The 14,822-nt window shown below is 38.3% G+C and carries 18 protein-coding genes and 1 other annotated feature; of the genes, 6 read left to right on the forward strand and 12 right to left on the reverse strand.

The features are described from left to right. Positions 1 to 68 precede the first annotated feature (68 nt). From AC1ECF_RS15600 to AC1ECF_RS15625, 6 genes are all read right to left on the reverse strand, one after another. Positions 69 to 671, reverse strand: a complete 603-nt coding sequence (locus AC1ECF_RS15600; RefSeq protein ID WP_480390356.1) for a hypothetical protein — start codon at positions 669 to 671, stop codon at positions 69 to 71. A 55-nt stretch (positions 672 to 726) separates the two neighbouring features. Next, positions 727 to 1,500, reverse strand: a complete 774-nt coding sequence (locus AC1ECF_RS15605; RefSeq protein ID WP_480390357.1) for a hypothetical protein — start codon at positions 1,498 to 1,500, stop codon at positions 727 to 729. Between the two features lie 49 nt (positions 1,501 to 1,549). Next, positions 1,550 to 1,975, reverse strand: coding sequence for a hypothetical protein (locus AC1ECF_RS15610; protein ID WP_480390358.1), 426 nt, complete (start codon positions 1,973 to 1,975; stop codon positions 1,550 to 1,552). Positions 1,976 to 2,384: 409 nt separating this feature from the next. Further along, positions 2,385 to 2,897, reverse strand: coding sequence for an N-acetyltransferase family protein (locus AC1ECF_RS15615; protein WP_480390359.1), 513 nt, complete (start codon positions 2,895 to 2,897; stop codon positions 2,385 to 2,387). 251 nt (positions 2,898 to 3,148) lie between these two features. Then, positions 3,149 to 3,925, reverse strand: coding sequence for an alpha/beta hydrolase (locus AC1ECF_RS15620; protein ID WP_480390360.1), 777 nt, complete (start codon positions 3,923 to 3,925; stop codon positions 3,149 to 3,151). A 157-nt stretch (positions 3,926 to 4,082) separates the two neighbouring features. After that, positions 4,083 to 4,871 carry a GNAT family N-acetyltransferase gene (locus AC1ECF_RS15625; RefSeq protein WP_480390361.1) on the reverse strand — a complete coding sequence of 263 codons (789 nt, stop codon included), beginning with the start codon at positions 4,869 to 4,871 and terminating at the stop codon, positions 4,083 to 4,085. A gap of 164 nt (positions 4,872 to 5,035) precedes the next feature. Here AC1ECF_RS15625 and AC1ECF_RS15630 point away from each other — a divergent pair, with 164 nt between their 5' ends. Further along, on the forward strand, positions 5,036 to 5,317 hold the full coding sequence (locus AC1ECF_RS15630) for a YiaA/YiaB family inner membrane protein (RefSeq protein ID WP_480390362.1): 282 nt from the start codon (positions 5,036 to 5,038) through the stop codon (positions 5,315 to 5,317). An 18-nt stretch (positions 5,318 to 5,335) separates the two neighbouring features. Here AC1ECF_RS15630 and AC1ECF_RS15635 read toward each other — a convergent pair whose 3' ends face one another. After that, positions 5,336 to 5,905, reverse strand: a complete 570-nt coding sequence (locus tag AC1ECF_RS15635) for a histidine phosphatase family protein (RefSeq protein WP_480390363.1) — start codon at positions 5,903 to 5,905, stop codon at positions 5,336 to 5,338. 274 nt (positions 5,906 to 6,179) lie between these two features. Between AC1ECF_RS15635 and AC1ECF_RS15640 the strand changes: the two genes are divergently transcribed. The 3 genes from AC1ECF_RS15640 (at position 6,180) to AC1ECF_RS15650 (ending at position 8,707) form a co-directional block, all read left to right on the forward strand. After that, positions 6,180 to 6,719, forward strand: a complete 540-nt coding sequence (locus tag AC1ECF_RS15640; protein ID WP_480390364.1) for a GNAT family N-acetyltransferase — start codon at positions 6,180 to 6,182, stop codon at positions 6,717 to 6,719. Positions 6,720 to 6,963: 244 nt separating this feature from the next. After that, positions 6,964 to 7,234 (forward strand) — a binding site (T-box leader). 88 nt (positions 7,235 to 7,322) lie between these two features. After that, positions 7,323 to 8,192, forward strand: coding sequence for an SAM hydrolase/SAM-dependent halogenase family protein (locus tag AC1ECF_RS15645; protein WP_480390365.1), 870 nt, complete (start codon positions 7,323 to 7,325; stop codon positions 8,190 to 8,192). Between the two features lie 122 nt (positions 8,193 to 8,314). Then, entirely contained in the window at positions 8,315 to 8,707 is a 393-nt protein-coding gene (locus tag AC1ECF_RS15650) for a potassium channel family protein (protein WP_480390366.1), read from the forward strand. A gap of 22 nt (positions 8,708 to 8,729) precedes the next feature. Here the strand turns inward: AC1ECF_RS15650 and AC1ECF_RS15655 are convergent, their stop codons facing one another. Both AC1ECF_RS15655 and AC1ECF_RS15660 read right to left on the reverse strand, forming a co-directional pair. After that, complete coding sequence (locus AC1ECF_RS15655) at positions 8,730 to 9,386, reverse strand: VOC family protein (protein WP_480390367.1); 657 nt, start codon at positions 9,384 to 9,386, stop codon at positions 8,730 to 8,732. A 134-nt stretch (positions 9,387 to 9,520) separates the two neighbouring features. Further along, positions 9,521 to 9,865, reverse strand: a complete 345-nt coding sequence (locus AC1ECF_RS15660; protein WP_480390368.1) for a zinc ribbon domain-containing protein YjdM — start codon at positions 9,863 to 9,865, stop codon at positions 9,521 to 9,523. A 296-nt stretch (positions 9,866 to 10,161) separates the two neighbouring features. Between AC1ECF_RS15660 and AC1ECF_RS15665 the strand changes: the two genes are divergently transcribed. Then, on the forward strand, positions 10,162 to 10,311 hold the full coding sequence (locus AC1ECF_RS15665) for a hypothetical protein (protein ID WP_480390369.1): 150 nt from the start codon (positions 10,162 to 10,164) through the stop codon (positions 10,309 to 10,311). 45 nt (positions 10,312 to 10,356) lie between these two features. Here AC1ECF_RS15665 and AC1ECF_RS15670 read toward each other — a convergent pair whose 3' ends face one another. Together AC1ECF_RS15670 and AC1ECF_RS15675 are read right to left on the reverse strand one after the other, a co-directional pair. Continuing rightward, a complete protein-coding gene (locus AC1ECF_RS15670) occupies positions 10,357 to 11,964 on the reverse strand; it encodes a thiamine pyrophosphate-binding protein (protein WP_480390370.1) in 1,608 nt (535 codons plus the stop codon). Positions 11,965 to 12,045: 81 nt separating this feature from the next. Beyond that, entirely contained in the window at positions 12,046 to 12,855 is an 810-nt protein-coding gene (locus AC1ECF_RS15675; protein WP_480390371.1) for a phosphotransferase family protein, read from the reverse strand. Between the two features lie 250 nt (positions 12,856 to 13,105). Here AC1ECF_RS15675 and AC1ECF_RS15680 point away from each other — a divergent pair, with 250 nt between their 5' ends. Continuing rightward, entirely contained in the window at positions 13,106 to 13,822 is a 717-nt protein-coding gene (locus tag AC1ECF_RS15680) for a DsbA family oxidoreductase (protein WP_480390372.1), read from the forward strand. A 473-nt stretch (positions 13,823 to 14,295) separates the two neighbouring features. Here the strand turns inward: AC1ECF_RS15680 and AC1ECF_RS15685 are convergent, their stop codons facing one another. Further along, complete coding sequence (locus tag AC1ECF_RS15685; RefSeq protein WP_480390373.1) at positions 14,296 to 14,637, reverse strand: hypothetical protein; 342 nt, start codon at positions 14,635 to 14,637, stop codon at positions 14,296 to 14,298. Between the last annotated feature and the right edge of the window lie 185 nt (positions 14,638 to 14,822).

Raw genomic sequence — 14,822 nt, forward strand, 5'->3', positions numbered from 1 at the left:
TGCACCATTTTTGTAACACGTGAATATTTTCACCTAGGAACATCGACATCATTTAAAACATTGTCAAATCAAGGAACTATATTAGGCGTAACAGTTTCCTCTGAATTATTAGGGGAACTTGAAGAATCTACTGGGTTTGTTATCACTTCATCTGGTTGAACAGACTCACCATTATTTGTTTCTTCCGAAGGTCCCTCTATTGTATGAATAGGTTGTAATGATAGCTCAGCCACTTGACCATTCATTAAAGCAATAGCATTCTCTACAATGGCATCAAGATTTTCTTGTACAATTAACTCTTGAGCATTTTTATCCGACTTTAATTTATTTTTTAACGCTTCTGCATGTGCCCGCAAATTATCGACTCTTATAGAAATTTCTTGTTGGGTGTAACTCTCTAACTCTTCATTTACTACTTTCATTTCAGAAGTCAATGTATTTTTTAAATCAGCAACCAATAGACTTTTTTCATCATTTATGGCCGATTCTATTTGTTGAATAGATTGTGATTTTTTATTTGTAAACCAATTAGTTAAGATGCTTGTTATATCTTCATTAGCGTTTGCATTCCCAATACTCCCCACCAATGCAAAACAAAATAGCAATGAACATACTACTATTAGTAGCTTTCTTCTTCCTATTTTTTTGTATTTATCTATTCTACTTAGCATGATGTCCTCCATTTTAGAGAATAAAGGATTTTGTGATACCCTTTTCTCTATTTCATCATTTGTTTATTTCTTTAATTACTGAGTCAAGCGCCGCCTTAGCCTCATTTTCTATTTCAATAGCCCTTTCACTAATAATGTTTTTTTGTTCTTCTAATAACTCGTCTTTCTTTCTGGAAATTAAATTTTCCAATTCTAAAGTTTTATTATCAATCATACTTTTTATTGTTTCAGTAGAATCGGCCGCTTTGACATCTAATTGCCCTTGGAGCAATAACTTTGCTTCTTTAATTGCAATTTCCAGATCAGCAACGGCTTTACCCTGAGCATCTTTAAGCTCTTTTTCCATAGTTTCATTTGCAGTTTCACCTGCCAAACCAGTAAATAATAGCAAATCACTATATGACAAATCTAACACTTCTTCTCCAGTTTCCTTGATAGCAAGTTGAGCTGCCTCCTCAATGAATTTGAACTGACCATCCATGTACGTTTCAATCTGGCTTGACTTACCGTTTAATGTTTTAACATGCTCTTCTTTAGCAGCATTAATAGCATCTGCTTTTGCTAAGCTTTCCCTTTCTTTTGTAGCTTTAATAGTTTCTTCAGCTTTCGTTTTGATACTTACATATTCATTAGTTAGAATATCTTTTTTTCCGTTTATATAACTGGCAGTATTCGCTGTTATAAGTAAAGAAGACTTAATAAATTTTGTGTTATACCATGTTTGCAGATTGCCTCCAGCATTAGTCGCTCCAAAAGCTACTCCCCCACCTACAAACAAGAACACAACTGCTATTCCTGCTATGACTTTGCCCTTAACTGTTTTCAGCATAAAATAACCCCTTTAGCATTAATGAAACGAAAGAAAAACATTAGCGATACTAATTGTTGTTTAAAACTTCTTTTAAGATATTTTCAATATCCTCTTCTAATTCCTCTTCAACAGCCGCACTATCAAGCTCCTCTTCTAATTCTTCTTTGCTTAATGTAGTCACTGTCTCTTCTATTAGATTGTTGCTATCTTCTTGGTAGTCATTTATCGTAGAAACCGACTTCTTTACCTGTTTTAATAAAATTTCTGATAGATTTTTATCTATTTCTTCAGAAGTAATTGTTACAAGCAGCTTCGCATTATTCGAGAATTTAAATAACCCGGAGTCAGTAACTTCCAGTAATCTCTCAGAATCCTTATTAAAGGACCGATCATACCACTCTAAAATAGGATGTGAAAATTTGCTTTCAGATGCATAAATTGTGCCTGATCCTACTATTAATAGAATCAACAATATAGTTAATACTTTTCTCAATCAAACCTAGACTCCTTTCTCGTTTTGTCCATTCATTTTACCCAGAAGAGTAAGAGGATTTATTCATTTTCAGTAACACATTCCCTCCCTATAGTCATAAAGTTTATTATTATCAATCCTCCCGATATACCCAATGAAACTTTTGAATCAGGAGATTAATCTTAGTATAAGACTGCATTTTTTGCGGGCAATCTTTTCTACTAAACTTCTAATCTTTCTACAAATAGAGTGTTGTTTTTCCTCTTTTTGACTGAATATGTAATTCAAAATACCCTATACACCGCTATTCCCTCTCATATTTTTCGTCACAAATGATTCTATAGGCACTTATGCCAAATAAAAAAACACATCTCCCAGAAGATGTGCATGACTTTATATCTACTGTTAAATTTCCACAGGCCAATCACTTCTATTTACCTATCATTTTGTAATAAAAGATAGTAGAATCCAAATTTCCGTCTGCAGACTTTGCATAGAAAGGGATTGCCCCTGCCTTCTCATATTCTAACGATGTATAAAGGAGGTTAGAAGGGTCTCCCTCTCGAGTATCTAATACAATCAGCGATCGCCCTCTTGCAGTTGCCATCTCTTCTGCCGTCTCCATGAGGAGGCGACCAATCCCGATTCTCCTATAATGAGGATGTGTCATTAGCTTCGAGATTTCTGCTCGGTGTAACCCATTCGGCTTGGAGCATAAGTGCAGCTGTATACTCCCAACAATTCGATTGTTCTTCTTAGCCACTAATAAAAGAACATCTGGATTGATTACCTCTTCCCAATAATCCATTGCTTCTGCTAATGCTATCGGTGGTAAAAAACCAATGGATGCCCCGTCTTCTACTACCTGTATTAATAGCTCGGACAACTCCTCCATATGCTCAACTGTCAAATAAAGCTGCTCAATTTCTACCTCTGTTAACATAGAACTCCCCCAATTAAATAATTTATCTTATCATTATTCGTGGAAGGAAGAGATATTCCTTTTATAAGAGTCTTTTTGTCTTTAGTTAATCTAGCTCCGAGAATAGTTTATTTCACATGTGCTTAGTTGCTTCGTTTCTAAGAATTCATTAGAAATAGCCACGTTCTCTGCTGCTCTACTCAAGCCAGGCGTTGTTTCTTTCTCAATATCGATTGCTTCTTTCTTCAATTTAATGGAATGACGTAAAAAACTTAAGAAAGAACATGTCCTTTTATTGCGGAAGATTCTGTTATTAGATTTTGAACCACACCAATGACTAACTGTGGGTTTTCCAAATGGGTAGAATGACCATGTTCTGTCTGTATCCATTCTGTATTTAGCGTTAACCCGGCTAATAATGCTTGCTGTTGTTTCCCTTGACTAGATCGGTTATTCGAGCTCACTACAATAACTGGTAGTTCTTTAAGCAACTGGGTATTCTCTAGCAAAGGCACAGCATGTATAGTATCACGGTATTCCCGATACAACGATTGATAAGATGCAAGATGATAACCTGTATAAGTAAGTTGCTTTTCGAAATCCTTATGTAAAAACTTTCTCCCCACTCTTTGATTAATACATCTTGGAATTCCTATTAACGATGTTATATAGCCAAACATAACTAGACGTTTGTATGAATGGTTATAGTTTTCTTTCCTATATTGATTTTCATGAACAGAATCTATCAGTACTAACTCCGCAACAAACGCAGGATATCTAGCCGCAAATAACCTCATGGAAAGACCTCCAAATGAATGACCCACCAATACAAATGGCGGCTCTAATTGCAGACATTCCACGAGCTCCTTTAGATCTCTAACTGTATCCTCTATTGTCATTGTCTTTCTATGCGTTGTGCTCCACCCGTAACCACCTCGGTCATAGGCCACAACCTTTGCATTTTTGAGCTCAGGCTGAACAGCATACCAATCAATTGAAAAGGAACCGAGACCAGCTTCCAAAATGACAGTGACCGGTCCCTCTCCCATTTATATTACATGCAAGGCTGAACTGGAGGTTTCTATCATTCTACCTGGAGGTGCAACTCTGGTTTGTCATTGGATAGCTAAATTCATGAACGTAAAAGGAAATCCAACTATTCCTAGCGTATTTCTAACAACGGTTGTTAATTCCATTTTGGTCCTCCTAAAGCTTCGTCCATAATGATTTCATATAGCCCAGCTGTAACCCAGCTCTAAGCATGTTGCGATAACTGCCACTTCCAAAGGCTGCCTCCGATACAATATATCTTGCTCCCTTTCGCTTCGCAGATTGGACTCTTTCACCAATGAGAGCCGTCTGAATCCCAAGACCTCTATATTCAGGAAGAGTAGCTGCCGCAGAAAGTATTGCAACTTCTTTTTCTATGTATAAAGCAGAGATCCCCACCGGCTCTCCACGATAATAGGCAAGGTAAAATTCCCATCCCGGCACATGATAGAGAACCTCATTATTTTGTCGAACCCCTTCTGTAATAAATGAAGGCAAACCAAAAGACTTAACATATATATTTGCAAAGAGGGAAAACTCATCCTCCTCCAATCTTTTGATGACTATGTCGGCAGGATCCTCCTTTATCGGAACATTATTTATATCTCCAATAAAGGAGCAATGAAAGCCAGATTGGTAGAAGCCTTTTTCGCTCAGCTTTCGAAATACTTTCTCCGACCCGTTAACAGGAGAAACTTCTATACGAAAGGAAATTCCTTGGTCTTCGTAATGGGTAAAAAGCTCATCTAATTGAGGAAGATCTTCTTCGTTTATTCCCCTGATTGTATTAAACGCAGGTCCAGGGATATTTTTTGCTTGAAAGCCATACATATCCCCTCTTTTTAAGATATTCACTTTCATTGGGTTTCCTTTTAGTGACTGTATGGTCTGGAGTCTTGACTTTAACGCATTTATTTCAGCTGTTTCCATCAGGTGTATAGTCATTTCTATATCTCCGTTTCTGTAAGTTTCATTTATACAAATTTCTACCTTTTGTGATATAATTCCTCTAAAAATGAAAAAACAAGTAAATTTTTGTAACATTTTTCATGCGTCATCTATTATAATAATATTCATAGAATAGTAATATAAGGAAGGGGAGGACTCGATTGAAGAGATATAGACGTCGTAATACGATGGCTTTCACAGTGCTAGCTTACTTTACGTTTTTCGCAGGGGTTTTGATGTTCAGTATCGGTCTGTATAATGCAGACAATCTACAGCTAAACGAAAAGGGATATTATATTGCGGTGATGATTTTAGTAGCAGTAGGTGCTATCCTGACCCAAAAGGTTACTCGTGACAACGCGGAGGATAATGAAATAATCGCTGAGCAAGAACAAGAAAGATTAAATAACGTTCGAATTCCTTCAAACACAAAAGAGTCGTAAGCAAAAATCCTGTCCAATTTAGAGGACAGGATTTTTATTTACTTCACGATGATGAGTAATTCGAGCATTATTCCCCTCCAATTCTAAAATAAAGAAATCAGGATTCCTCATTTTCGCCCACTCCTGAAATCCAAATGCCGAATTGTAATGATTAATTAATAATGACAGCAGATTCCCATGAGAAACTAGGACAACTTGGTTCATTTCTTCGTTATTCACCATCTCCTCAATAACATTCAAAATCCTCGATAGAGCTTCTCTACTCGACTCTCCACCTTCAAACGCTAAATCCTTGTCTGTGAAGCTTTGCTCTAGTTTTACCAACCAATCATCCATCGGCTGATCACTCAGCACTCGCTCCTTTAGTCCTTCTATCCTCTGTATTTCAAGGTTCAACTTCTCCGCTAACGGCCTAATGGTATCGACCGCTCTCTTATAGGGACTAGCAAGGATATGATCTACCTTTGTATCTTTAAGCATTTGAACAAGTTCTTTTGCATCCTGCTTACCTTGTTCCGTAAGCGCTGCATCAGGCTCTTGCCCCTCTGCCTTACAATGTCTTATCAAATAAATGGTGGTTTTCTTCATGGTTCTTGCCCCCTTACACTTTTACTTTATTCCTACGTCCACCAAGAGGATTCAGATTATTTTATTTTCTCATAAACTATATAAGAAAGAAGTAGTTTTTCTTAAAATTTTTGCGAATATTTCCAATAATACTTTATAATAAAGCTAATATTTTAGAAAGGAAGTGTCTACAGATGAAAAACAAAACAAAGGTGATTGAAAAGTAATCTCTGCAAACAGCAGCTCTTTTCAATCAATAAATGAAAAACTAAACGACTGAAAAGAGGAAAATAACTTGTATCAAGACAAAGAACTAATTATACGCCAAGTAAAGACTGAGGATCTTCCAAGACTTTGGGAGCTCATTCACAAGGAAGAGTCTCCTGAATGGAAAAAATGGGATGCACCTTACTATGAGTATAAGCAAGTTCCATATGAAATGTTTATGGAAAAAGCAGATTGCTATGTAAATAGTGAAAGCTTCTGGGCAATCGAAGTAAGCGGCATTGTATGTGGCATCGTCTCTTATTATTGGGAGCATGAGCCTTCTAATTGGCTAGAAATGGGCATCGTCTTTCACGAAGCACCGAGCTGGGGAAATGGCTTGGGGACAAGGGCATTAAAACTTTGGATGAATCATTTATTCCAAACGCTGCCTCTGGTTCGAGTAGGATATACAACCTGGTCTGGTAACGAGCGTATGATTCGCGTTGGCGAAAAGCTTGGAATGACCCAAGAAGCAAGAATAAGAAAAGTCCGTTATTACAACGGTCATTACTACGATTCTATTCGAATGGGTATTCTAAGAGAAGAATGGGAAGCCCTTCATTTATAGGTTTATCTAAAGTATCGAGCGATAGGCAAGGGCCGTCGCTCGATATCTTTCTCTCCAAAAAATTGATCGCACGATAGATACTCATACCAAGCGATAGCTCCTCTTTTTCGGGCAGTACTACCTCTGTTTCAAGCAGTAGCTCCTACAATTAAACATAAATAATATAGTTAGCTTCTATTTGACGAAAAAATTCTTCAAAATGTATTGACTGCGTTCTGAATTGAGTGTAAATTCACTATAATAAGTTAATGCGATGAAGAGATAAAGTAAAATGGCTGGATTTCTTGAAGAGAGCTTCGGTAGCTGAAAAGAAGCAGAAAATACTCCATTTGAACAATGGCCTCTGAGCACTCCATCGAACGTGCAAGTGCACCTTAGGCGGACGCGGGATTTGGTACCCGTTATCCATACCACGAGTCTAGAATTCATGTCAGAAATTCTACACTTGCTGAGGCTGCTTATGTGAGTAAGCAGCGAAAAAAAGGTGGTAACACGAGATATATCTCGTCCTTTTCAATCAATGATCAATGATTGAGGAGGGCGGGATTTTTTACATGCTGATTCTCCTCAATTGAAAATAAAAACAGCTTAGGAGTGTTTGATATGTCAAAAGGATTGTTAGTGTTTCAGTCAGATTTTGGAATAAGTGATGGCGCTGTTAGTGCTATGCATGGAGTGGCTAATACAGTGGAGCGTGGACTGCCTATTTTTGATTTAACTCATCAAATTCCTACCTTTGATATTTGGGAGGCATCCTATCGATTATGGCAAACAATCAATTATTGGCCGGAAGATACAGTGTTTGTTTCTATCGTAGACCCAGGCGTTGGTTCAGATAGAAGAAGCGTAGTAGCCAAAACTGCTATGAATCAATATATCGTCACTCCTGATAACGGGACCCTTACACATGTAAAACGATTTATCGGGATCAAAGAAGTTCGAGTAATTGATGAAAGTATTAATCGGCTACCGAACTCAGGCGAATCACATACTTTTCACGGTAGAGATATATTCGCCTATACTGGTGCTCGCCTTGCCTCAAGGGTCATTGAATACAGTCAGGTTGGTCCAAACTCACCAACCAATACAATCGTAGAGTTACCTTTAAAGGAATCCTTTCAAGACAATGGGGCCATACAAGGAGTGATTGATGTCATTGACCGTCCCTTCGGCAATCTTTGGACGAATATAAATCGACTACTTTTTAAAGAGCTTGGAGCTAATTATGGAGATAGATTCTATGTATCAATTCAAAATAATGGTGAGATAGTTTTTGAAGGCAAGGTTGCCTATGGTCGTTCCTTCGCGGCTGCAGACATAGGAGAACCACTACTTTATATCAATTCATTAGATAATATCGGAATCGCACTAAATCAGCGTTCTTTTGCTGAAACATACGGTGTAATTACCGGTATTCATTCAGAAATAAACATACAAAAAGTAACAGCAAAGATTTTATCAAAATCTGGGTGACTCTTCCCACAAATCATCAGAAAAAAACTTAAGTATCCGTTTGTTTGAAAATTTGTAACTGTTTTTCACATCCCACTTTGTTATACTGTTTTGAGCAACATTTATAGTAAGGTGGAAACAGCATGCTTTCTTTTATTTTGACCGTAAAACGTTTTATCGAAGCGTTTTTCAAGGCCTTTAAGGAGCCTATTTTCCTTTCGTTATTTACAACGCTGTTTTTTATTATCCTTTCGGGAACTCTCTTCTACACAAAGAAAGAGGGCTGGGAGGTACTAGATGCCATTTATTTTTGTGTGGTTAGCCTCATCCCGACAGGTGTGGAAACAAACTTATCTCCTGTAACTGATTTCGGCAAGGTATTTACGATGATTTATCTAACTGTGGGTACAGGGGTCATGTTCATCACATTACTTACCCTTGGAAGAACCATGATTAATACAGATGCTTTTGAAAGTTTAGCAAAGGGGAAAAAGTTTTTCTCCCAAAAGGATAAACAAGAAAAAACACCTCTCTGATTTAATTGCAGAGAGGTGTTTTTCATTTATGAAAAAGCTTACCGTAATTTGTCTCGATAACTACCGGGGAGGCTATAGCTCGCTTCTCCGAGAACAACCATCGTCTCCCTACGGGCCCAAGTAAAATAAAAGCATTATCCTCCCGATCTCCCACAAAATTTAGATATGTGTGCAGATGGACATCATTATCATTCCTAACCGCGAGGCCCAACGCTTGCATTTGCTTATAGGCTGCTCCTATGTTCTCTGTGGAAAAGCTGATTTCACTGATAGAGAGGATATTTTTCACTGTAAATTCCTGCTTATCTGAGTTGGGAGCCACCTCTTTACGAGCAATGAGCTCAACAATATTTCCTGAAGGATCCTCAAAGTAACAAGAGGTCGCTTGCGTTCTACCGTCAAACTCTATTTCATCCTCTCCATCCTCTGTAAGTAAAATCACCTTCTCCTTCAGCCATTTCTTTGCTTCCTTAAATTTATTTGCAGGAATGTTAAAAGCAAAATGATAGTAGTAGTGATTTTCTTCCTTATCCTTTATCAGCCTTAAAATACTGTCACCAATTTGAAAATCGGCCATCTCTTCTGTCCAAAGTTTTAAGCGGAATCCAAGAACATGCTCATAAAAATAAACCGTTTCATTATAACGACTAATGTATAGCTCTACTTGTTTAATCTTCACAATATTCCCTCCCTTACCACTACTATAGAGTGAGATGGGATTTTACGGCTCAGTCTCAAGGAGGATTATATATAATTTCAGACTTATGAATGAAAAAAGCAGAAGCATCCAGAACCAGCTTCTGCTTTTTTCTATTAGATTTTTTTCACAAATTCAGATTTAAGCTTCATAGCTCCAAATCCATCGATTTTACAATCAATATTGTGGTCTCCGTCAACTAGGCGAATTCCTTTCACTCTTGTCCCTATTTTTAGAACAGAAGAGCTTCCTTTTACCTTAAGATCTTTAATAATAGAAACAGTATCACCATCTTGTAGAAGATTACCGTTTGCATCCTTCACCACAAGGATATCTTCATCAACTTCCTGCTCCTCATTCGGTGACCATTCATGCGCACACTCTGGACAAACGAGCATGAATCCGTCCTCATACGTATATTCTGATCCACATTTTGGACAATTCGGTAATGTAACTGTCATGTTTTATCCCTCCAATTCATCCTCTCCATTTTAATATAGAAGTACTCTTAGATGGAAAGGAAATATGAGAGAAATATACTAGCCAACTGGATATGGATATTGCTTTTACTGGCTGACCGTCACAGAGCCTTTGAAATTAAATGGTGAGTATTCATTTTCTACGTTATATAGACGTATTTAGGTATCCGCACCCTTTTTCTTTGTTCTATATGTTTATTTCTACCCTCCTCGGGTATTAAATCTATAACCTACCTACCCTAATTTGAAATAAATGGAAAACGAGAGGAGCAAAAACCATGGAGGAAGAAAGAAAAGTAGAAGTTCGGCGCGAGGAGCATACAGATAATGGTCTGGTTGGTGCTACTTTTATCAAGTATGCAGCGTACCTAATTATTTTCTTTGGGCTTCTTTGGTTCCTGATATCCTATGTGTTTCCAATGTTTTAAACAAGAAATTCCACATCCTTCACAAGCTGATGTGGAATTTTTTATTTATTCGGTTTCTGGGAAAAAGGCTTGTTCCGTATTAATATCCACAAGTGTTGGGCCTTGGTACTCTAATGCTTCCTCCAATATTTTTTCCATCCCGCTATCCTCTGTAATTCGGTAGCCTTTCCAGCCACAAGCTTCCGCTACTTTCACAAAATCAGGGTTTGTAAGCTGTGTCCCTAATTCCTTTACCCCTGCAGCTTGAATTTTATCACTTTCCATTTGAAGCGCACGATTGTTGAATACAACTACCGTAATATCCAAATTAAGCTGTGTCGCAGTAGTTAAATCGGCCAAGGTCATCTGAAGACCTCCATCTCCCACGACAGCCACCACTTGTTTTTCAGGAGCCGCCAACTTGGTTGCTAAAGCTGCAGGCAATCCAAACCCCATGGAACGCCAGTAGCCAGATACCAGTACCTTTTGATTGGTTTGACGGAAGTTTCTGTTCATCCAAACGGTTACATCCCCTGTATCAATAGCTAGGATTGCATCATCTGCTACTGTATTTTCTAGAGCTCTAGCGATTCTCGAAGGATGAACTGGTGAGCCACCTATTTTTCCTTCTTGCTCGTTTTGAGTGGCCCACTTTGATTTTACCGCTTTTATCTGGGTAACCCAGTCATAGCTCTCCTGATTTCCTGATATTCCTTCCAATAAAAGCGGGATAACCTCCTGTGTGTCTCCTTTTATGCCAATATCCGCTGGGATGCGCTTGTTTGCATTTTCTAGGTGCAAGTCTATTAATATGACTTTCGCTTCTTCCGGAACATAACCATCCGGCCACCAGGTAGCTCCTGCAACAAGCACAACATCTGCTTCTTGGAATAATTCCTTCGCATGAGGGTTTCCTCCCTCCCCGATACCTTGCAATAAATGCTCGGTAGAAGCTTTAAAAATACCTTTCCCTCCAAAGCTGAATAGGATGCCTGCTCCCCACTTCTTCGAAAGCTCATCTATAGCCTCTGTTGCACCTTCTGCTCCAGCACCAGCTAGGATCATTGGTTTTTTCGCCTTATTCATCACAGCAACAACCTCTTGCATATCCTCTTTTCCAAGCGATCCAACTCCCTTTAACACAGTTGGATATGGCTTGGTCTTTGAAGTGGTCTCTTGTTGAAATAAATCCTTTGGAACGGAAATATGCGTAACGCCTCTTTGCTCCATAGAGGTCAATGCTGCCTTTCTTAGCAGCTCTCCAATAGCATTAGGGCTGGCCAAATTGGTAGAAAACTCAACAAAAGGTTGAAATAAGGCTTGTTGATCCACGTACTGCTGATAATCAGTTCCTATTTTATCGGTTGCAGCTTGCCCTGTGATGACAAGAACAGGCGCTCTGTCGGAATAAGCATCTCCTAGACCATTTAATAAGTTCGTAGCTCCCGGACCCATGGTAGCTGTGCATACCGCAAGTTTTCCAGTCAATTTCGCCTCTGCAGATGCCATGAAAGCTGCCACTGACTCATGTTTCACCGGTATAAATTCAATTTCGTCTTGCTTTGCCATTGCATCCAGCAAACCAATAATCGTATCTCCCGTCACCCCGTACACTCTTTTAACACCATAAAGAGATAGCTGGTCTAATATGACCTCCGCAACAGTTTTGCTCATAAAAAAACCTCTCCTTTCTTTATATAGAGTTTTCCCTTATAAGACCGGGTTAAACTGCGTGAAAGAAGAAGGTTTTCTTAGCTAATGAAGCCAGCTTTGTATCCATTGTTCAATACGTATGTAATCGTTAGGAAGAATTCTATTAGCCATATCCCTTTGCATCCTTTTCCCCGCCCATGCATGGAATATCGACATATTTTCCATTGTGCCCAGGATGCTTTCATATCCTTCCCGCCAGCCTTTTCGGAAAGTCTGAAGCACCTCTATATCATCTTGGAAAACCTTTAATCCCTCTAACTCTAATATTGAATATGTTCTAGAAAAATCGAATCTATAATCTCCTCTTGCCGCATTCATCCAATCAATAATTCCAACGATATTTACTCCGTCCGTCATCACATTAAGGGGATGATAATCCAAGTGAAGAAGTTGATCTCCAGAAGGAGATACAGCTTTCAAAATTTCCTCCTCTTCTACAACAGGAGTTAGCCAATTTTCCTCTCGCCATTCATCTGGAAGCGTTATTTGATTAATAAGAGCTTGCATCCTTCCAAAATTAAACCCCAAAACAGAAGCGCACGCTGGATTTTCCTGTAATGCGCTTAACACTGTCTTTCCAGGAACCCAATCCATAACCATTGCGGCATATTCTCCTACCGCTTTTACAGAATAGACCCTTGGTGTTGGAACCCCTTTTTCTCTAGCAAGCTCCATAAGCTTTTTCTCTCGCTTGAATTGATGCAATCGGTCACTAGAGATGATTCGTAAAGCCAGTATTTCCCCATCATCGTTTACAAATTTAAACACCGTACTATCTTTTCCGCCTGGTATTTCTGTGTATGAAAAATTACCGAAATATCCAAGCTCCGATAATATGTATTCTATGTTCATCTTTTATCCCCCCTTCTCCCTTCATCAAATTTCTCCTTATGTCTTTCTTACTGTATTCTGCATAACAAGGAAAGAAACCTTCAACAATTGACCTAACAACCCAAATTATCTCTACAATAAAAAGCTAAATTTGCATTACTTTTTAATCACTCATTTAAAGCAAGCTCATGAAGAAGCGAATTGGAAAACTTATGATATAGTTAAAACGTCTGGAAAAATAAGAAATGAAACGTAAGGAAGGTGACTATGTATGAAAATTGAAGTTTGGTCTGATTACATTTGCCCCTTTTGTTATATCGGCAAAAGAAGACTAGAGCAGGCACTAGAAGGATTCGAGCATAAGGATCAAGTAAAGGTTTCCTTTAAAGCATTTGAATTGCAGCCTCATCTACCAAGTGATCCGAATATTTCACTTGATGAGATGTTAGCAAAGAAAATGAATGTGTCCGTTGAACAAGCCCAAGCAATGAATCAACAAATGATTGCGAACGCTGCGACGGTTGGATTAGATTATAATTTTGATAATATGAAGCAAACAAACACAAGAGATGCCCATAGACTAGTTAAATTTGCTGAGACACAAGAAAAAGCAGCTGCTTTAACAGAAAAACTGCTAAGTGCGCACTTTACTGAAGCAAGATATTTAGGAGACCGTGAGGTACTATTAGATTTAGCAGAAGAGGTAGGCTTAGACAGAAGCCAATCAAAAGAAGTCTTACAAAGTGATGCTTTCTTGGATGAGGTGCTAATGGATCAGCAAGAAGCACAGCAGCTTGGCGTTCAAGGAGTCCCTTTCTTCGTATTAAATAGAAAATATGCAATATCGGGAGCCCAACCACTAGATACCTTCGTGAAATCACTGGAAAAGGTGTGGGAAGAGGAAAACCAGCCTTCACCTCTTGAACAGCTTCAACCAACTGCTGAGTCAGGGATTTGCACCGATGACGGCTGTGAAATAAAAAATTAATTTATAGAGACTGTTACAAATTGAATGAGAGGCACTTATGATTCTATTAGAATCATAAGTGTTTTGTTATTTTTGAATGTTAGGTTCTTCATTGTTCCTGACGCTTTCCATGGAGGCCAACAGAGGGTTGGTCAGGAGATAAAAATTTTGAACCCTAGGTTCTCCGCTGCGTCGGACGCTTTCCTCGGGGGCGTGGTAAGCCAGCACCCATCGCTAATGCGCGTGGCTGTGCTGTCTTACCTACCACCCTGCTCCCGCAGGAGTCGCCGACACTGCTCCGAACCACTAGTGTTTCTGCTAAAATTAAAAATTGATTAATAAAACCCAAAAAGAATATAACCTCTCGAGAAAAGTTTTTCCCATTCTATTTTTAAGATACTATCCGTAGCATTCCCGCCGAAAAGACTCCAAGAGTTAGCCTGGTTAATATGTATGTCGGATCTTATTGATAATTGATGTTGCTCCCCAAGCATTTAGGCAATAGATTTTAGATAATCATCCGTAAGTATTTGAATCTCCTTACCTTTTAACACTTTTTCCAATGTAAAAATTTTAGAGTCGAATAAATATGTATAGGAACCCTCTTTGCCTTTTTGATAGCAAGAAGTTGGGAAGTCTTCTTTTCTTAAATACTCCGCATACTCACAGCACCTTTCAATATGCTCTCTATTTCCTTTCTCTCCTTTTATATAGTAACCAAGACCATTTATATCTTTTATTTTCGCTAAAATTCTTTCCGTATTTCTTATAAAAGTTATTTCTTCAGGTTGGATAAAATAATTTTCTAGTACAAGCGTAATTTCTGATAGATTCATATCCATCTCTCTTTTCCCACACATTGATAGCTATAATGTTCTCCAATTATATACAGTTTCCTTCTAGTACGCTAAATGTTACAAATATATTCCAATTGTTACATAACGAATTTAATCATGGAAAATTGTATCCTTTTAAACCACAAAAATTTCTATTCTCCGCCCTCTATGTATTTTTGCTTACT

The organism is Psychrobacillus sp. Z3-81, assembly GCF_056620325.1.